Origin of the sequence: Nonomuraea sp. CA-143628 (genome assembly GCF_050942315.1) — a bacterium.
GTDB lineage: Bacteria > Actinomycetota > Actinomycetes > Streptosporangiales > Streptosporangiaceae > Nonomuraea.
In genome coordinates this window covers 11,585,550-11,603,470 of sequence record NZ_CP192072.1, presented here as the reverse complement: position 1 = coordinate 11,603,470, position 17,921 = coordinate 11,585,550, and the positions used below count along the sequence as shown (strand labels likewise).

Genomic DNA, 17,921 nt, shown 5'->3' with positions numbered 1-17,921 from the left:
GCCAATGCACCACTACGGGGTCTTCGACTTCGGCCTCACCGAGGAGCAGGAGGCGCGGGCCGCCCGCCTGCACCGCGACAGCGTGATCATCGATTTGCTCTTCCAGGGCCCGTGCTCGCCCGACGTGTGGACCGAGGAGCTCGTCGCCGAGGTGGACGCGCTCGGCTCCGACGACCTGTTCACCGTGGCGTTCTTCCTCAAGGAACGGGCGATCGCCGGGCGCTTCCCCGAGTACAAGGCGCTGTTCGACGCCTCCGGCGTGACCACGGCGGCGACCGGCGGCTACGTTCTCAAGGACAAGGCGGCCGTGCTCGGCGCCGCCCACCTGCTGGCCAGGGAACTGCAGGCGTTCCCCTGGCTGCGCCGGGCCCGCAGGGCGGACGACATCCGCGCCGCCCACGAGGCCGGCGAGCAGGCTGTCTGGGGGCTCGTGCAGACGAACATGCTGAGCCCGGGGAACCTGGACCTCATCGACGCGGCGCACGCGCTCGGGGTCCTCAACACCCTCGACTGCGCCTACAACACCATGAACTACATCGGCGCCGGCTGCACCGAACGCTACGACGCGGGGCTGAGCCACTTCGGGCTGGAGTTCGTGCGGCGGTGCAACGAAGTGGGCGTCATCGTCGACACCGCGCACTCGGGCCGGCAGACCACGCTCGACGCCTGCGCCGCCTCCAGCAGGCCGGTCATCGCGACGCACACGTCCGCGGCGGCGGTGTTCGAGCACGACCGCGCGAAGAGCGACGAGGAGTTGCGCGCCATCGCCGGCACCGGCGGCGTCATCGGAGTGTACGTGGTGCCGTTCTTCCTGGCGCCGCCCGACGCGGTGAATCCCACGATCGAGCTGTTCCTCGACCACGTCGACTACCTCAGCGACCTGGTCGGGTGGGAGCACGTGGCGATCGGCACGGACTGGCCGCTGGCGTTGCCGTACCACGTGCAGGAGGCGACCTTCGCCGGCAAGCTGGGCGAGTTCGGGTTCCGGCCGGAGCACGGGATCGACAACGTGACGCGCACCCTGGACGGCTTCCGCGACTACCGCGACATGATCAACATCACCCGCGGGCTCGTCGCCAGAGGCTACGCGGACAAGTCCGTCCAGGGCATACTCGGCGAGAACTTCCTGCGCGTCTTCGAGCAGGTCAACGGCTAGGGGTCCACCTGGCCCCGCAGCATGACATGCCCGGCGTCCGTCCAGGCCTCGAACGCGGGGCCGAACGGGCTGTGGTGGCGCAGCACCGAGCCGGGGCCGATCTCGCCGTCCGCGAGCGCGACGACGAGCCTGGCACAGGTGCCGGTCCCGCACGGGCCCTGGTTGAGTATCGCGTTCCCCCAGATGACGGCCGATCGCGTCGCGCCTCCCGCCACCGGCTCGGTCAACAGGAGCATGTCCGGCGGCTGCTCGCTCCCGGCCGCCTTCCTGGACACGGCGGCGGCGATCTCCCCCAGCAGCTCGTCGCCGCGCCTGGTCAGCCGCCCCGTCGCGGACAGGTCGAGCCCGGCGTCGGCGGCGGCGACGACGGCGAAGGTGTTGCCGGCCACCGGCACGGTCCTGACCGCCAGCGGCCGGCCGTCGATCGTGACGGAGTGGGAGGCGGGCGGCCCCGGTACGGGCGGCATCCGCAGGGTCACCGACCCCGACCCGCTGTCCACCCCGTGGATCGGGCCGCTGGTGGTGTCGAACACCACGCTTGAGCTCGCGCCGGCCGACCGGGTCGCACACGCGAACATCGTGGCCTCGCCGCAGCCGCCGAGGGGCCCGTCGGCGGCGACGAACAACAGCCCGTCGTCAGCGCCCGGCCCCGGCGGGCGCGTCACCACGGCGACGATCGCGCCCGGGTCGCCGTCCATGCGTTTGAAGAACTCGGCGCGCACCCATTCGAGTGCCCCGGCGAGAGCTTGGCGGACACCGGCCATCGAATCCGCGCCGTGGGCGATGGACGACGCGTCGAAACAGGCGACCGGCTGCCCCGAGGTCGAACCGCTCGCCAGGAACGCCGGCTCAGAAGTACGTTTCACAGCGCTCATCGTGACCCCGGCCAGGCCGCCGCATCGATCGACGGGAGCCGAGAATCGGCCGCCGCGCTTGCGACGTTCTGCTGATGCCGGGCGCCGGGCCGGCCGCGTAACGTGCCGGAAATGACCAAGCAGATGGCCAAGCAGGCGGCCAGGCATCGCCTGGCACTCATCGGTGGCGGGAACATGGGCTCCGCCCTCGTCGGCGGGCTGCTCGCCGCGGGGTGGAAGCCCGCGGACATCGCCGTGGTGGAGCGGTTGCCCGGCCGGGCGGCGCAGCTCGGCGGCCTGTTCCCCGGCGTCACGGTGTCCGGGGAGATGGTCCGGGCCGACGGCGTCGTGATCGCGGTCAAACCTTACGACGTGGCCGCTGCCGCGGACCTCGTCGCCGTGGCCGGCGCGACGCGCGTGCTGTCCATCGCGGCCGGGATCTCGCTCGCCACATTGAGCGGCGGCTTCGGGGATGGCGTGGCGGTCGTGCGCGGCATGCCCAACACGGCGGCGCTCGTCGGCAAGGGCGCGGCCGCCATCGCCGCCGGTCCGTCGTCCGCCGAGGCCGATCTCGTCTGGGCCGAGGAGATCCTCGGCGCCGTGGGCACCGTGACCCGGGTGACGGAGGCGCAGCTCGACGCGGTAACCGTGCTGTCCGGCAGTGGCCCGGCGTACCTGTCGCTGGTGGCGGAGGCGCTGATCGACTCCGGCGTGCTCGCGGGGCTCCCGCGCGGGGTGAGCGAGGCCATGGTGGGCCAGGTGTTCATCGGGTTCGCGGCGCTGTTCGTGGAGAGCGGGCGCGATCCGGTGGCGCTGCGCGCGGAGGTCACCTCGCCCGGTGGGGTCACCGCGGCCGCGCTGCGCGTGCTCGAAGGGCACGGCCTGCGCTCGGCCTTCCTGGAGGCGGTGATGGCGGGCACCGAGCGCAGCCGCGAGCTGGGTCAGACAGGTGTCGAAGCACGAAGCGCATGACTTCACACCACAAAGGAAGCGTCGCCCGGAAACGCCGACATATCGTCCCGTCCTATGAACGAGTTTCTGGATCCGGCGGTGTACCAGGGCGCGGAGAACCTGCTCGCGCACCGCAGGTCGGCGCTGGTGCGTGGCGGCAAGGTGGTGCCCCGGTGGATCGACGGGGGCGCGCGCTTCTGGTACCGCGCCGACGCGCCTGAGGGCCACTGGTTCGCGCTCGTCGATCCGGCGAAGGGCACCCGTGAGCCGGCGTTCGACCACGAGCGGCTCGCCGCGGCGCTCGGGACGGCCGCGGAGGCCGCGGAGGTCGCGGTCCAGGCTCTACCGTTCGACGCCATCGAGTTGACCGGATCGGACGTCGAGTTCGCTGCCTTCGGCGCGCATTGGCGGTGCTCGCTCGACTCGTACCTGTGCGAGCGGGTCGACCGGCCCGAGCGGCCGGGCCCGCTCGACGTGCCGTCGCCCGACGGGAAGTGGGTGGTCACTCGCCGCGGGTTCGACCTCTGGCTCCGCTCGTCCGAGACGGGCGAGGAACGGCCGCTCACCACCGACGGCCGCGCTGACCGCACCTACGGTGCCCAGCCCGACAGCCTGAGCTACGGCGTGCTGATGCGCAAGCTCGGTCTGCCGTCGCTGCCGCCGCTCGTGGCGTGGTCGCCGGACTCCCGCAGGCTCGTCACCCACCGGCTCGACCAGAGCGGCGTGCCGTTGTCCCACCTGGTGGAGTCGGTGCCCGCGGGCGGCGGCCGGCCGGTGCTGCATTCCTTCCACTACGCCATGCCCGGCGAGGAGGCGGTGCCGCGCGCCGAGCTCCTCGTGTTCGACGTGTCCGGCGGTCCCGCCGTCGAGGCGAAAGCGGAGCCCCTTCTGATGTCCCTGCTCTCGCCGCTGCTGTTCAAGCAGGTGTGGTGGGCACCCGACGGCCGCGCCGTCTACTACCTCGAACAGCCACGCGACCTGAAGACCATGCGGCTCAACCGCCTCGACCCGCGCACCGGTGAGGTACGCCCGCTCGTCGAGGAGCACGGCGAGCCCCGCGTCGAGCTCGGCCAGGGGATGGGCCAGACCATCCTGCACATGCTCGCCACCGGCCGGGAGGTGCTGTGGTACTCCCAGCGCGATGGTTGGGGCCACCTCTACCTGTACGACACCGATGACGGCCGGACGGTCTGCCAGGTCACCTCGGGGGAGTGGGCGGTCCAGCGGATCCTGCGCGTCGACGAGGACGAGCGCGTCGTCTACTTCCTCGCCTCCGGCCTGGTCGAGGCCGACCCCTACCGCCGCCAGGTGTGCCGTGCCCGTCTGGACGGGACCGGCTTCGAGCGCCTGACGGACGACGACCTGGACCACGAGGTCACGCTGCCGCGGAGCGGGGCGTACTTCGTCGATTCGGCGTCGGCGAAGGCCACGCCTCCGGTGACCACCGTCCGGGCCTGGGACGGTAGCGTGCTCGTCGAGCTGGAGCGGGCCGACGTCAGCGCGCTCCTGGGGGCGGGATGGACGCCGCCCGAGCAGTTCGCGGCCAAGGCCGCCGACGGCGAGACCGAGATCTACGGTGTCCTCTACCTGCCGCGTGGGTTCGACCCGGCCAAGCGCTATCCCGTGATCGACAGTCCGTACCCCGGCCCGCACCACGGCCGCCTGCACCCGTCCTTCGAGGGCTTCCCGCACTTCGACCGTGAGGCGGAAGCCATCGCCGCGCTCGGCTTCGTGGTCGTGACCCTGGACGGGCGCGGCACGCCGGGCCGTAGCCGGGCCTTCCACGACCACTCCTACGGCCGCTACGAGACGGCGGGGTCCCTGGAGGATCACGTCGCCGCGCTGCGGCAGCTGGCCGGGTCGCGGCCATGGATGGACCTTGACCGGGTCGGCGTCTACGGCGGCTCCGGCGGCGGCTACGCGACCGTCCGCGCGATGTGCCTCTACCCCGGTTTCTACAAGGTCGGCGTGGCCGCGTGCGGCAACCACGATCAGCGCTTCTACCAGCTCGCCTGGGGAGAGACCTACGACGGCCCCTACGACGCCGAACGGTACGCCCGCTCCTCCAACGTGGAGATCGCCGACCGGCTCGAAGGCAAGCTGCTGCTGATCCACGGGGAGATGGACGACAACGTCCACCCCCATCTGACCATGCGCCTCGTCGACCGCCTGATCGCCGCCGACAAGGACTTCGACCTGCTCATCGTGCCGGGTGCCGAGCACCTGTTCGTCGGCTACGAGTCATACGTCATCCGGCGCAGATGGGACTTCCTGGTCCGCCACCTCATGGGCGTGGAACCTCCCCCCGGCTACAAGATTGCTCCGATTCCACCAGATCCTGGCATTATGAGCGGACTTGGGTGATATGCGGAATGTAAGCTGACGCGCGTGACCACTGAGTTACAGCGCCTCATCGACGGCCTGGGCCGGCGGTTGCAGCGCAACATCACGGTTGACGACTGGCGGCTGCGCCAGCTGGCCTTCTCCTCCCACGAGTTCGGCGGGGTCGACCGCCTCCGCGAGCAGTCGATTCTCAAGCGGGAGGTGCCCAGCGGCGCCGCCGACTGGACGTTCGGCGCGGGTGCGAAGACGGCCGACGGCCCGTTCCGCCCGCCCATCGCGCCGGAGATCGGCGCCACCATGCAGCGGCTGTGCGTGCCGATCCGGCAGGAGGGCGTCCTGCTGGGGTTCGTCTGGATCCTCGAAGGCGACGACCCGCTCACCGATCTGGAGACCGAGACCGTGCTCGCCGCGCTGGACACGATCGCGATCGCCATCCAGCGTGACCAGCTCGCCAATGAGCTGCACAAGAGCCGGTCCAGGGGGCTCCTGAGGGATCTCGTGGCGACCGACGACCCCCGCGCCCGCGAGCACGCCGCGGCCGAGCTCATAGACGCCGACCTGTTCGTCGCCAGCGAGCCCGTCGTCGCCGTGGTCGTCACGCTGCACCCCGGCGAGCAGGCGCTGCTCGACGGCGAGCGCAACGTCCTGGACGGGTGGCTCGAACGCATCGGCGCTCGGCTGCTGGACCGGCGGCACGTCAGCCTGATCCGCCGCGACCACGGGCTCATGCTCGTCTCGGACAAGGACCCGCTGGTCAGCGGAGCCGCCAAGCAGAGCCTGCTCAGCGAGCTCGTCGGCAGCCTCAGCCGCGACCTGACCGGCGTCGAGCCGGTCGTCGGCATCGGTGAGCCGGTCAACGACCTGCGCGACTTCTACCGCTCCTACCAGCAGGCCGCGCACGCGGCGCGGGTGACACGGCTGGGCGACGGGTTCGGGCAGGTCACCTCCTTCGACCGGCTGGGCGTGTACGGGTTGCTGTCCCGCATCCCGCCGGAGGAGTTGACCGTGTACGCCCTGCCACCCGGGCTGCGCCGGCTCCTGGAAGCAGGGGTCAAAGGAGAGCAGCTCGCCGACACGCTGGAGGCGTTCCTGGAGCACGCCGGCGACGTCCAGGCGGCGGCCGAGAAGCTCTTCATCCACCGGACGACCCTCTACTACCGGTTGCAGCGCATCGAGGAGTACACCGGGGCGCAGCTGGCCCTCGGCGAGGACCGCCTCGCGCTCCACCTCGGGCTGAAGATCGCCCGCCTGCTCGGCCTGCGCCACGACTGACGGCCGCCGAGCCCTCGGGCCGTGAATCCCGACAATCTGCTGCGTTTGTGCGCCGAGGATTGCGACTCCTGTCGTTACCGCTGGTCCACGGCCCGTACAACACTGATGCGAACGCGCTCAGCTGAGCCCTTTCGATTGGAACAGAACCATGCGCATCAGGTTCAGCGTTCTCATCGCCGCCACTCTGACGACCGGGCTGGCCGCCTGTTCGGGAGGCCAGGCCGGCGTCGGCGGCAAGCCGGTGGAGTACGCCGATCACGGCACCTTCACCTTCACCCTGCCGAGTGATCCCGGCGTCGTCGACCCGTACCGGAACATCGCCAGCCTCGGCGAGATGGGCAGCCTCGCCTACGACCCACTGATCAACGTGACCCCTGAGGGCGAGATCGTGTCCGGGCTGGCCGAGAAGTGGCAGGCCGACGAGAACACGGCCACGTTCACCCTCAGGAGCGGTGTCACCTGCTCCGACGGCACCCCGCTGACCGCGAGCCACGTGGTCAAGGCCTTCGACTACCTCAAAGACCCGAAGAACCAGTCGCCCCTGTACGGACTGCTGGTCCCGACCACCCCCTTCACCGCCACGGCCGACGACTCCGCCCGCACCGTGCGAGTGAAGATGAAGTCGCCGTTCGCGCTTCTGCTGCAGACGCTAGGCCGGGTGCCCGTCATCTGCCCCAAGGGTGTCGAGGACGCCAAGCTGCTGGAGAAGTCGTCCGCCGGCACCGGGCCCTTCGTGCTCAGTGAAATCGTCCGGGGTGATCACTACACCTTCACCCTGCGCGAGGGCTACGCATGGGGACCGGGCGGCGTGCGTAACGACGTCCCCGGCACCCCGGCGAAGATCGTCGCCAAGGTCGTGCCCAACGAGACCACCGCCGCGAACCTCGTGCTGTCCGGCGAGGTCAACATGGCCCTCGTCGCCGGCGCCGACCGCGACCGGCTCGTGGCCCGCAAGCTGGCGCACTTCGACGTCTCCGCGACGCTCGGCGAGCTGTGGTTCAACCAGCGCGACGGCCGGCCCGGCGCCGACCAGCAGGTACGACGCGCTCTCACCGCCGCGCTCGACCTCGACGAGCTGGCCCGGGTCTCCACCTCGGGGAAGGGCAAGCGGGCCAACGGCCTGGTCGCCAACGACGCCCAGCCGTGCGCCGCCGACACCGTCACCGGGATACTGCCCGCGACCGACCCCCGCCAGGCCGCCGCCCTGCTTGAGGAGGCGGGCTGGAGCGCGGGCGCGAACGGCGCCCGCGCCAAGGACGGCAAGCCGCTCAAGCTGGATCTGCACTACAGCACCAACGACGGCGAAGGCAACATCGCCGCCGCCGAGCTGGTGGCGCAGAAGTGGAAGGCCCTCGGCGCCGAGGTCAAGCTCACCGGAGACGACCTGAACGCGCTCAACCGGGCCATGTTCGAAACCGGCGACTTCGACGTGTACTGGGCGGGATTCAAGCTCAACCTGCCCCACCAGATCGTGCCTTTCGCCACCGGCGGGATGCCACCGCAGGGCCAGAACTTCGTCGGCATCAAGAACGCGGCCTACGAGAAACTGGTGGAACAGGCCGGCCGGACCGCCGGCGAGGCGGGCTGCAAGTTGTGGAACGACGCGGAGAAGGCGCTGTTCCAGTCGGCGGACGTGGTGCCGGTCTCGGAGTCGGAGGTCCCGTACTTCCTGAACAAGGCCGAGGCGCGGACCGAGGGCTGGCTCCAGCTGCCGATCCCGACCAGCATCCGGGTGCTGCGCTGATGACCAGCGTGCTGATCAGGCGGCCGCTGAGCGCCCCCTGGCTCTCGTTCGCGCTGCGGCGGTCCTGGCGGTTCCTGGTCTCGCTGTGGGTCCTCGTCACCGCGTCGTTCCTGATGATCCACCTGATCCCGGGCGACCCGGTGCGGGCGGCGCTGGGCACCACGGCGCCCGTCGAGCTGGTCGAGGCCCGCCGCCAGGCCCTGGGACTGGACGCTCCGCTGTGGCAGCAGTACGCCGGCTTCCTGCGCGGCTGCCTCACCGGCGACTTCGGCGCCTCGATGGTGAGCAACCTGCCGGTGGCCCAGGTGATCGGCGAACGCCTGCCGGAGACGGTCAAGCTGGCACTGCCGGCGTTCGTCCTGGTGCTCGTGGTCGCCGTGCCCCTGGGGGTGCTGATGTCGGTGCTGACCAGGGGTGGCCGGCGGCGGGGCGGCGAGCTGGTGTTCACCTCCGCCAGCGTGTTCGTGGCGGCCATCCCGGAGTTCCTGCTGGCGGTCGGGCTGGTCTACATGTTCGCGGTGTATCTGCCGTGGCTGCCGGTAGCCGGGCGGGAGGATCTGAGCTCGTACGTGCTGCCGGTGCTGTCGCTGGCGATCGCCCCGGCGGCGGTCATGGCGCGGATCGTCCGCGTGGAGATGCTGTCGGTCCTGGGTGAGGACTACATCCGCACCGCGCGAGCCAAGCGCCTGCCGGACCGGCTGGTGTACGCCCGCCACGCGCTGCCCAACGCCCTGACCGCGACCCTCACGCTCGCCGGCCTGATGCTGACGGCCATGGTCGCGGGCACGGTCCTCGTCGAGAACGTGTTCGCCTGGCCAGGACTGGGATCGACGATCGTCCAGTCGATCCTGCAGAAGGACTACCCGATGGTGCAGGGCGTCGTGCTGGTCTACGGCATCGGCGTGCTGCTGGTGAACCTGCTGGTCGATGTGCTGCTGGCGGTTCTCGACCCGCGTTCGACGATCAGGGAGAGCTGATGGGCGGGAAGTGGCTCGCGGCCCTGCGCACCCCCGTCGGGGCGTGCTCGGCGGTCCTCATCGTCGTGGTGGGCGCACTGGCGGTCCTGGCCCCGATCCTTTGGGGCGAGGGCGCCGACGCGACCGACACCAGTGCCATCCAGGAGGGCCCGTCAGCGTCGCACCCGCTCGGCACGGACTCGCTGGGCCGGGACATCTTCCTCCGGGTGCTGGTCGCCACCCGCTTGTCGGTCGGGCTGGCCGTGAGCGCCACCCTGATCGGGCTGTTGGCCGGCGTGATCCTGGGCATGGCGCCGTCGGTCCTGCCACGGCTGCTCGGCCGCCTGGTGGTCTCGGCGGTCGGCATCGCCGTGGCCTTCCCCGCGCTTCTGCTGGCGCTGTTCCTCGCGGTGATCTTCGGGGTCGGGATGCGGGGCGCGGTCCTGGCCATCGGGCTCGCCGGAGCGCCGTCGTTCGCCCGGCTTACGCAGACGCTCGCGGCGTCGATCGCCGGGCGGGACTTCGTGTCGGCCGCCAGAGTGGCAGGGGTCGGCCGGCTCCGGCTGATGACCCGCCATATCCTGCCGAACATCGGCGAGCCCCTCGTGGTGAACGCCACCATCGGCGCCGGCAACGCGCTGCTGGCCTTCGCCGGTCTGTCGTTCCTCGGGATCGGGGTGCAGGCCCCCGACTATGACTGGGGGCGGCTGCTCGGCGATGGGCTCGACCGCATCTACACCAATCCGGCCGCGGCCCTCGCGCCCGGCGTCGCCGTGGTGATCGTCGGGTTGGCGTTCAACCTGTTCGGCGAGACCGCCGCCGCGGTCGTCGGCATGCGTACCCGGACCCTCCGGCCCGGCCGCGAGCCGGCGAGCACCGCCGCGACCTCCTCCTCCTCCTCCTCGGGTGGCGGGTCCGTGCTGGCGGTGGAGAACCTGCGGGTGGCGTTCGGGCCCGCGACCCCGGTCCGCGGGGTGAGCTTCACGGTGGCGGCGGGCGAGGCGGTGGGCGTGGTCGGGGAGTCCGGCTCGGGCAAGAGCCTGACCGCGCTGGCCGTGTCGAAGCTGATCGAGCCGCCCGGCGTAGTGACGGCGGACCGGCTGGAGTTCATGGGCGCGCCCCTGAACACCACTCCTGACCGCGTGCTGGGGACCTCGTTGTCGGTGGTGTTCCAGAACCCGATGACCTCGTTCAATCCAACCCGGCGCGTGGGCAGGCAACTGGCCGAGGTGTCGGAGCAGCACCAGGGGCTGTCCCGCCGGGCGGCGCTGGAACGGGCTGTGGACCGCCTGCGCGCGGTGCACGTGACGGATCCGGCCCGGCGCGCCCGCCAGTACCCGCACCAGTTCTCCGGCGGGATGCTTCAGCGAGCGATGATCGGCATGGGCCTGATGGCGAACCCGCGACTGGTGGTGGCCGACGAGCCCACCACCGCGCTGGACGTCCGGGTGCAGCGCGAGGTGCTGCGGCTGCTGTCGGAGGTGCGCGAGCGCGAAGCCGCGGCCATCCTGCTGATCAGCCACGACATCACAGTGGTGGCGCAGACCTGCGACCGGGTCCTGGTCATGTACGCGGGCCGGATCGTGGAGGACCTGCCGGTCGGCGACCTCGACGGTGGCGCGCGTCATCCGTACACGCGGGCCCTGATCGCCGCCGTGCCCGGCATGGACACGGACCGCGACCAGCCGCTCGCCGTCATCCCCGGCCGGCCGCCGGAACCGGATGCGATGCCCGAAGGGTGCGCGTTCGCGGCGCGCTGCTCGTTCGCGAGCGACCGCTGCCGCGCGGTGGACCCAGAGCTCGCCCCGGCGGGGCCGGGGCACCGCGTCGCCTGCTGGTATCCGGTGGGCGCCCCGGCGGACATCGTCATGAAAGCCACAGGAGGTGCCGCATGAGCGAGCGTGTCGAGCGAACGGTCGGACACAGCGGTGAGCTGGTCTTCGAGGATGTCAGCGTGCACTATGGCAAGGCCGCGGCCGTCGACCGGGTCAGCCTGGCGGTGCCGTCGGGCAGCGTGGTCGGGCTGGTCGGCGAGTCGGGATCGGGCAAGTCCACCCTCGCCAGAGCCGCCGTGGGCCTGGCGCCCATCAGCTCTGGCCGGGTCCTGGTGGGCGGCACGGACGTGCGGCGGTTCTCGCGGCGCCGTCGGCCCCTGCAGATGGTGTTCCAGGATCCGTACGCGTCGCTCGACCCCCGCATGACCATCGGCGAGTCGATCACGGAGGCCATGCCGCGCGGCACCGCCGACCGGCGTGGCGAGGTGGCTCGCCTGCTGGAACTGGTCAGCCTCGATCCCGAGCGGGCGGCGATGCTGCCCGTCCAGCTGTCCGGTGGCCAGCGGCAGCGCGTCGCGCTCGCTCGCGCGCTGGCCGGCCGGCCCGAGGTGGTGATCGCCGACGAGATCACCTCGGCACTCGACGTGTCCGTGCAGGGCGCGATGCTCAATCTCGTGCGGGACCTGCGGCGCGAGATGGACCTGACGATGTTGTTCATCTCGCACAACCTGGCGGTGGTGCGCTACGTCAGCGACATCATCGCGGTCATGCGCCACGGACGGATCGTCGAGGCCGGCCCGGCCGAGCAGGTGCTGGAGGATCCGCGGCACCCGTACACCCGCGACCTGCTGGACGCCATCCCGGGCCCGCGCAGGTCCTCAGCCGAAGTCGGCCGCGTGGTCGGTGGCCCATTGGCGCAGTGATCGGGCCGGGGCCCCGGTGACATCCTGGACGGTGGACGTCAAGGTGGGCGGCGGCCCGGCGAGCATGGCGGCGTAGCCGTCGAGGAGCACGTCGACGAAGGAGTCGGGGAAGCCCTCGTCGGCCAGCAGCCGCTCTCGGGCCTGCTCGCGGGTGAGCTCCCGCCAGCGCAGCGGCCGGCCCAGCGCCTCGCCGATGACGCGGACCTGCTCGGCCTGGGTGAGCACCTCCGGGCCGGTCAGCGTGTAGGTGGCGCCGTCGTGTCCCGGCTCGGTGAGGGCACGGACCGCGACGGCCGCCATGTCGGCCTCATGGATCAGGGACATCGGCAGCGCGCCGTAAGCCCCTTCGACGACGTCACCCGCCCGGATCTGGTCGGCCCACCACAACGTGTTCACCGCGAAGGTGCTCGGCCTGATCATGGTGGACTCGATACCGCAGCCGTGGACGAGCTTCTCCTGCTCATCGAAGCTGAGATCGGGAACACCGCCCGTGCCCAGGAAGACCACCCGCCGGGCCCGCCGGGCGATCACGTCGAGCACGGCGGGCAGCTGTTCGCCGGTGTGCAGCGGCCAGAGCAGGAACACCGCGTCGACGCCGTCCAGGCAGGCCGCGATGGTGTCCGGCGCGGACAGGTCGCCGCGCGTCACCTCGACCTCGGCGGGGAAGCGGGCGGTGCGCGGATCGCGGGTGACCGCCCGTACGGCGTGGCCGCTCTCGCGCAGCTGGGTGATGATCTGGCCGCCGACGTTGCCGGTGGCGGCGAGGACGAGGATGTTCATGTGACGAGCGTCGCGCACGACCGTCCAACCGCCCCAGCCAGACGGCTAGGATCGCCGGAAACCGTCACCGCACAGGGATACGTGGATGGATACCGTCGACAGGGCTCTGGTTCACGCGCTGCAGATCGACGGCCGGGCCCCGTTCAGGGCGATCGCCGACGTGCTCGGGGTCTCGGAGAACACCGTGGCCCGCCGCTACCGGCGGCTGCGCGGCCAGGGCGTGCTGCGGGTGGCGGGCCTGGTCAACGGCGCCCGGCTGGGATACACCCAGTGGACCATCAGGCTGCGCTGCACCCCGGACGCGGCCGTGCCGGTCGCCAAGGCGCTGGCCGCCCGTGACGACACGTCCTTCGTGTACCTGATGTCCGGCGGCACCGAGATCTCCTGCACCGTACGGACGCGCGGCACTCGCGACCAGGACGCCCTATTGCTGGACAAACTGCCGCGCACCAGCCGGGTCGTCTCGGTCTCCGCTCACCTGCTGCTGCGTAATTTCGTGCTGCCGGACGGCTGGCAGGGGCTGGCCTGGCTGTCACCCGAACAGGCCGACCGGCTGCGGCCACCCCCGGTCGAGGCCGGAGACGGCCCGATCGACCTCGACGAGGGTGACAAGGCGCTGCTGCGGGCGCTCAATCTGGACGGCCGCGCGTCCTACGCCGAGCTGGCCGCCGCCACCGGCTGGTCGGAGACCACGGTGAAACGCCGCCTGTACGCGCTGCGCGGCCAGGGAATCCTGAGCTACCAGCTCGACGTACCGCCTTCGGCGCTCGGATTCGGCACCGAGGCCCGGCTGTGGATCGCCGCCCCGCCGGCCAAGGCGGTCGAGGTCGGCGCGGCGCTGGCGCGGCATCCCGAGATCGCCTTCGCCGCCCTCACCACCGGCCCCACCAATCTGGTCGCGGCCCTGAACTGCCGCGACCCACTGGACCTGGGCCGTTACCTCACCGAACGGCTCGCCGCCCTGGAGGCGGTCACCACCATGGAGACCGCCCCCATCATCCGCACCGTCAAGCGCGGCGGATCGCTGAGGTTGTAGCGGGGATCAGACGCCGAGCGCGGAGGGCAGGCTGAGCTCCCGCAGGAACAGCGCCTCAGCGGTGGCGACGCGGCGCAGCTCCTCCAGGTCCACCCGCTCGTTGGGCGCGTGGATGGCCGCCTCGTCGTCCTCGGCCCCGAACAGCAGGATCTCCGCCGCGGGGAACTGCTTCAGCAGCGTGTTCACCAGCGGAATCGACCCGCCCGCCCCGATGTCGCGCGGCGGCCGCCCGAAGGCGCGCTCCATAGCCCGGTTGAGCGCGGTGCGGGCCTTGCCGCCCGAGTCCGCCTGGAAGCCCGACCCCACGGTGTAGTCGCCGAACGAGACCTGCGCGCCCCACGGCGTGACCTGCCGCAGGAACTCGACCACCGCGTTCACGGTCGTCTTGGGGTCGCCGGACGGGGGGATGCGGACCGTGACTCGGGCGCGCGCCGCGGGCTGGACCGCGTTGATGGCGCCCGACACCGTGGGCGCGTCGATGCCGGTCACGGTGATGGCGTACGACGCCCACAGGCGGTCCGCCAAGGAGCCGGAGCCGACCAGCGACACGCCGTCCAGCACACCGGCGGTCTTGCGGAACTCCTCCTCCGACGGTCCCTGACCGAGGAAGGTCCCGCGGGGCAGGCCCGGCACCCGGATGTCGCCGTTGTCGTCGTGCAGCGAGGTCAGCATGCGCATGAGCGCCGAGAGCGCGTCGGGGGCGGCGCCGCCGAACTGGCCGCTGTGCACCGGCTCGCGCAGGGTGCGGACCTCGATGGTGAACGCGGCCATGCCGCGCAGCGAGGTGGTGATCGCGGGGTCACCGACGCGCGGGTTGCCGCAGTCGGCCACCACGATGGCGTCTGCCCGCAGCAGGTCGGGGTTGCGCTCGACGAACGCCTCCAGGCGCTCCCCGGCGTACTCCTCCTGGCCCTCGATGAGGACCTTCACCCCGACGGGGAACTGCCCCTGGAACGCGCGCAGGGCGGTGACGTGCGAGATGATGCCCGACTTGTCGTCCGCGGTGCCCCTGCCGTACAGCTGGCCGTCGATCAGGGTCGGCTCGAACGGCGGGGTGCGCCAGGCGGCCGGGTCACCGGCGGGCTGCACGTCGTAGTGCGCGTAGAGCAGCACCGTGGGCGCGCCGGGCGGCGCGGCCACCTCGCCGTACACCGCGGGGAAGCTGCCCTCGACCGCGACCCGCTGCACGCGCGTCAGCCCCGTGCTGCGCAGGAGCTCCTCGGTCAGGGCCGCGGCGGCGAGCACGGGCTCCTCGGGATGCCCGGGAAAGGCAACCGACGGGATGGCGGCGAGCCGCTTGAGGTCCTCCACGGACTGCGGCATCGCGGCCGCGACGGCGCTCTCAATCTGATCAGGAGTCACGGACGGTCCCCCGGAGTCGTTCTCAATGGTTAACGCCTCATTGCATCACAAAGGCTTCACAACCCGTGAAACGGGCATGACCCGCGCGCCCATCTACCTGCGGATTTCGCAGCTGTTACATACCGTTCCTGCGGATCTCGGTTTTCTTGCACACTGCTACGACGCATTCGCTTGGCAAACCCGAGGGGAACATGCAGACTGTGGGGAGATCGGACGCGAGGGAAGATAAATCATGACGCAGCCGGAAAACGAGATTCTCAAGGCCGCGCAGGATCACCTGTGGTTGCACTTCACGAGGCACAGCGCCTACCAGCAGGCGGAGATCCCGACCATCGTTCGCGGTGAGGGCTCCTACATCTACGACATCCACGGCAAGCGCTACCTGGACGGCCTGGCGGGACTCTTCGTGGTCCAGGCCGGTCACGGCCGGAGCGAGCTGGCCGAGGCGGCCGCCAAGCAGGCACAGGAGCTGGCCTTCTTCCCGCTGTGGTCCTACGCGCACCCGAAGGCGGCCGAGCTGGCCCAGCGGCTCGCGAGCCTGACCCCCGGCGATCTCAACAGGGTCTTCTTCACCACCGGCGGCGGCGAGGCGGTCGAGTCCGCCTGGAAGCTGGCCAAGCAGTACTACAAGCTCATCGGCAAGCCGCTCAAGCACAAGGTCATCAGCCGCCAGATCGCCTACCACGGCACCCCGCAGGGCGCCCTGTCGATCACCGGCATCCCGGCGTTCAAGCAGATGTTCGAGCCGCTCGTGCCCGGTTCGGTGCGGGTGCCGAACACGAACTACTACCGCGCCGACGAGATCAGCGGCATCAAGGGCATGAACCCGGAGGAGTACGGCATCTGGGCCGCCGACCGCGTCGCCCGCGCGATCGAGATGGAGGGCCCCGACACGGTGGCCGCCGTCTTCGCCGAGCCGGTGCAGAACGCCGGCGGCTGCTTCCCGCCGCCGGCCGGCTACTGGCAGCGGCTGCGCGAGATCTGCGACGAGTACGACGTGCTGCTCGTCTCCGACGAGGTCATCTGCGCCTTCGGCCGGCTCGGCACGATGTTCGGCGGCCAGAAGTTCGACTACGTGCCCGACATCATCACCTGCGCCAAGGGCCTGACCAGCGGCTACTCGCCCATCGGGGCCATGATCGCGCACGACCGGCTGTTCGAGCCGTTCAAGAGCGGCGACCAGATGTTCGCCCACGGCTACACCTTCGGCGGGCACCCGGTCTCCGCGGCCGTGGCACTGGCCAACCTCGACATCTTCGAGCGCGAGGACCTGCTCGGCCACGTCACCAAGAACGAGCCGCTCTTCCAGGCCACCCTCGACGGTCTCAAGGACCTGCCGATCGTCGGCGACGTCCGGGGCTCCGGCTACTTCTGGGGCATCGAGCTGGTCAAGGACAAGACCACCAAGCAGACCTTCACCGACGAGGAGTCGGAGCGGCTGCTGCGTGGGTTCCTGTCGAAGGCGCTGTTCGAGGCCGGGCTCTACTGCCGCGCCGACGACCGTGGCGACCCCGTCATCCAGCTCGCGCCGCCGCTGATCGCGGGGCCGAAGGAGTTCGACGAGATCGGGTCGATCCTCCGCAACGTGCTCACGGAAGCGTGGGCTCGCCTCTAACGCTGTTTCAAGGAACGAAAGGATCAGCCATGAAGATCGGCGTGCCTGCCGAGGTCAAGAACCACGAATACCGAGTCGCCGCAACCCCGGCAGGCGTGCACGAGCTGGTCCGCCACGGCCACGACGTCACCGTTCAGCGCGGCGCGGGCCTGGGTTCGCACATCCCGGACGAGGAATACCTGGCGGCGGGCGCGAAGATCGTCGAAAGCGCCGACGCCGTGTGGGGCGAGGCGGAGATGGTGCTCAAGGTCAAGGAGCCCATCGCGGAGGAGTACCACCGGCTGCGCGAGGGCCTGGTGCTGTTCACCTACCTGCACCTCGCGGCCTCCCGGCCGTGCACCGACGCGCTGCTCGGCGCGAAGACGACGGGCATCGCGTACGAGACCGTGCAGGTCGGCAACAGCCTGCCGCTGCTCGCCCCGATGTCGGAGGTCGCGGGCCGCCTGGCTCCCCAGGTGGGGGCGTACAACCTGATGCGCTTCAACGGCGGGCGCGGCGTGCTGCCGGGCGGGGTGCCCGGTGTGGCCCCGGCCAAGGTGGTCGTGATCGGCGGTGGCGTCTCCGGGCTGAACGCCGCCCAGATCGCTGTCGGCATGGGCGCCGAGGTCACCGTCCTCGACACGAACGTCGACCGCCTGCGCTTCATCGACGCCATCTACCAGGGCCGGCTCAAGACGCTGGTCTCCACCTCGTACGCGATCGAGCGGGAGGTGCTGAACGCCGACCTGGTCATCGGCGCGGTCCTGATCCCGGGCGCCAAGGCCCCGACGCTGGTCTCGAACGACCTGGTCTCGCGCATGAAGAAGGGCTCGGTGCTCGTCGACATCGCCATCGACCAGGGCGGCTGCTTCGAGGACTCCCGCCCGACCACGCACGCCGAGCCGACCTACACCGTGCACGGGTCGATCTTCTACTGCGTGGCGAACATGCCGGGCTCGGTGGCCAACACCTCCACCTACGCCCTGACCAACGCGACCCTCCCGTACGCCGTCAAGCTGGCCGACCTGGGCTGGCGGGACGCGCTCAAGGCGGACGCGGGCCTGGCGGGCGGGCTCAACACCTACAACGGGCTGCTCACCAACGGCCCGGTCGCGCAGGCGCTCGAACTCCCGGTCACGCCGGTGACCGAGGTCCTCGCCGCCTGACCTCACCGT

General features: G+C 71.0%; 14 protein-coding genes. 11 read left to right on the top strand and 3 right to left on the bottom strand.

Features of this window, described 5'->3' with window-relative positions:
- Positions 1-4 precede the first annotated feature (4 nt).
- Positions 5-1,156, top strand: a complete 1,152-nt coding sequence (locus ACQP2T_RS52425) for a dipeptidase (RefSeq protein WP_433512277.1) — start codon at positions 5-7, stop codon at positions 1,154-1,156.
- Here ACQP2T_RS52425 and ACQP2T_RS52420 read toward each other — a convergent pair.
- Positions 1,153-2,022, bottom strand: a complete 870-nt coding sequence (locus tag ACQP2T_RS52420; protein WP_433512276.1) for a proline racemase family protein — start codon at positions 2,020-2,022, stop codon at positions 1,153-1,155. The two genes, ACQP2T_RS52425 and ACQP2T_RS52420, sit on opposite strands and share 4 nt — an antisense overlap.
- A 120-nt stretch (positions 2,023-2,142) precedes the next feature.
- On the opposite strand from ACQP2T_RS52420, the gene proC reads away from it, so the two are divergent.
- From proC to ACQP2T_RS52385, 7 genes are all read left to right on the top strand, one after another.
- Positions 2,143-2,982, top strand: coding sequence for a pyrroline-5-carboxylate reductase (proC, locus tag ACQP2T_RS52415; RefSeq protein WP_433512275.1), 840 nt, complete (start codon positions 2,143-2,145; stop codon positions 2,980-2,982).
- Between the two features lie 54 nt (positions 2,983-3,036).
- Positions 3,037-5,325, top strand: coding sequence for a DPP IV N-terminal domain-containing protein (locus tag ACQP2T_RS52410; RefSeq protein WP_433512274.1), 2,289 nt, complete (start codon positions 3,037-3,039; stop codon positions 5,323-5,325).
- A gap of 24 nt (positions 5,326-5,349) precedes the next feature.
- The gene (locus ACQP2T_RS52405) at positions 5,350-6,576 is read left to right on the top strand and encodes a PucR family transcriptional regulator (protein WP_433512273.1); all 1,227 of its coding nucleotides are present in this window, start codon (positions 5,350-5,352) and stop codon (positions 6,574-6,576) included.
- A gap of 148 nt (positions 6,577-6,724) precedes the next feature.
- Complete coding sequence (locus ACQP2T_RS52400) at positions 6,725-8,320, top strand: ABC transporter substrate-binding protein (protein ID WP_433512272.1); 1,596 nt, start codon at positions 6,725-6,727, stop codon at positions 8,318-8,320.
- On the top strand, positions 8,320-9,297 hold the full coding sequence (locus ACQP2T_RS52395) for an ABC transporter permease (protein ID WP_433512271.1): 978 nt from the start codon (positions 8,320-8,322) through the stop codon (positions 9,295-9,297). Before ACQP2T_RS52400 ends, ACQP2T_RS52395 begins: the two co-directional genes overlap by 1 nt.
- Complete coding sequence (locus ACQP2T_RS52390) at positions 9,297-11,171, top strand: dipeptide/oligopeptide/nickel ABC transporter permease/ATP-binding protein (protein WP_433512270.1); 1,875 nt, start codon at positions 9,297-9,299, stop codon at positions 11,169-11,171. The genes ACQP2T_RS52395 and ACQP2T_RS52390 overlap by 1 nt, the downstream gene beginning before the upstream one ends.
- Positions 11,168-11,974 carry an ABC transporter ATP-binding protein gene (locus ACQP2T_RS52385; RefSeq protein ID WP_433512269.1) on the top strand — a complete coding sequence of 269 codons (807 nt, stop codon included), beginning with the start codon at positions 11,168-11,170 and terminating at the stop codon, positions 11,972-11,974. The genes ACQP2T_RS52390 and ACQP2T_RS52385 overlap by 4 nt, the downstream gene beginning before the upstream one ends.
- Here ACQP2T_RS52385 and ACQP2T_RS52380 read toward each other — a convergent pair.
- Positions 11,930-12,754 (bottom strand): NAD(P)H-binding protein, encoded by an 825-nt coding sequence (locus ACQP2T_RS52380; protein WP_433512268.1) that lies wholly within the window; start codon positions 12,752-12,754, stop codon positions 11,930-11,932. The two genes, ACQP2T_RS52385 and ACQP2T_RS52380, sit on opposite strands and share 45 nt — an antisense overlap.
- Before the next feature lie 85 nt (positions 12,755-12,839).
- Here ACQP2T_RS52380 and ACQP2T_RS52375 point away from each other — a divergent pair, with 85 nt between their 5' ends.
- Entirely contained in the window at positions 12,840-13,790 is a 951-nt protein-coding gene (locus tag ACQP2T_RS52375; protein ID WP_433512267.1) for an Lrp/AsnC family transcriptional regulator, read from the top strand.
- Positions 13,791-13,796: 6 nt separating this feature from the next.
- Here ACQP2T_RS52375 and ACQP2T_RS52370 read toward each other — a convergent pair whose 3' ends face one another.
- Positions 13,797-15,152 carry a dipeptidase gene (locus ACQP2T_RS52370; protein WP_433512266.1) on the bottom strand — a complete coding sequence of 452 codons (1,356 nt, stop codon included), beginning with the start codon at positions 15,150-15,152 and terminating at the stop codon, positions 13,797-13,799.
- A 232-nt stretch (positions 15,153-15,384) separates the two neighbouring features.
- Between ACQP2T_RS52370 and ACQP2T_RS52365 the strand changes: the two genes are divergently transcribed.
- Both ACQP2T_RS52365 and ald read left to right on the top strand, forming a co-directional pair.
- On the top strand, positions 15,385-16,767 hold the full coding sequence (locus tag ACQP2T_RS52365; RefSeq protein ID WP_433512265.1) for an aspartate aminotransferase family protein: 1,383 nt from the start codon (positions 15,385-15,387) through the stop codon (positions 16,765-16,767).
- Between the two features lie 29 nt (positions 16,768-16,796).
- Positions 16,797-17,912 (top strand): alanine dehydrogenase, encoded by a 1,116-nt coding sequence (gene ald / locus ACQP2T_RS52360; protein ID WP_433512264.1) that lies wholly within the window; start codon positions 16,797-16,799, stop codon positions 17,910-17,912.
- Positions 17,913-17,921: the final 9 nt, after the last annotated feature.

What these genes read in the sequence shown, in the direction of transcription:
- ACQP2T_RS52425 (WP_433512277.1), top strand. Translation starts at nt 5, where the DNA reads ATGCACCACTACGGGGTCTTCGACTTCGGCCTCACCGAGGAGCAGGAG.
- proC (WP_433512275.1), top strand. Translation starts at nt 2,143, where the DNA reads ATGACCAAGCAGATGGCCAAGCAGGCGGCCAGGCATCGCCTGGCACTC.
- ACQP2T_RS52410 (WP_433512274.1), top strand. Translation starts at nt 3,037, where the DNA reads ATGAACGAGTTTCTGGATCCGGCGGTGTACCAGGGCGCGGAGAACCTG.
- ACQP2T_RS52400 (WP_433512272.1), top strand. Translation starts at nt 6,725, where the DNA reads ATGCGCATCAGGTTCAGCGTTCTCATCGCCGCCACTCTGACGACCGGG.
- ACQP2T_RS52395 (WP_433512271.1), top strand. Translation starts at nt 8,320, where the DNA reads ATGACCAGCGTGCTGATCAGGCGGCCGCTGAGCGCCCCCTGGCTCTCG.
- ACQP2T_RS52390 (WP_433512270.1), top strand. Translation starts at nt 9,297, where the DNA reads ATGGGCGGGAAGTGGCTCGCGGCCCTGCGCACCCCCGTCGGGGCGTGC.
- ACQP2T_RS52385 (WP_433512269.1), top strand. Translation starts at nt 11,168, where the DNA reads ATGAGCGAGCGTGTCGAGCGAACGGTCGGACACAGCGGTGAGCTGGTC.
- ACQP2T_RS52380 (WP_433512268.1), bottom strand. Translation starts at nt 12,754, where the DNA reads ATGAACATCCTCGTCCTCGCCGCCACCGGCAACGTCGGCGGCCAGATC.
- ACQP2T_RS52375 (WP_433512267.1), top strand. Translation starts at nt 12,840, where the DNA reads ATGGATACCGTCGACAGGGCTCTGGTTCACGCGCTGCAGATCGACGGC.
- ACQP2T_RS52365 (WP_433512265.1), top strand. Translation starts at nt 15,385, where the DNA reads ATGACGCAGCCGGAAAACGAGATTCTCAAGGCCGCGCAGGATCACCTG.
- ald (WP_433512264.1), top strand. Translation starts at nt 16,797, where the DNA reads ATGAAGATCGGCGTGCCTGCCGAGGTCAAGAACCACGAATACCGAGTC.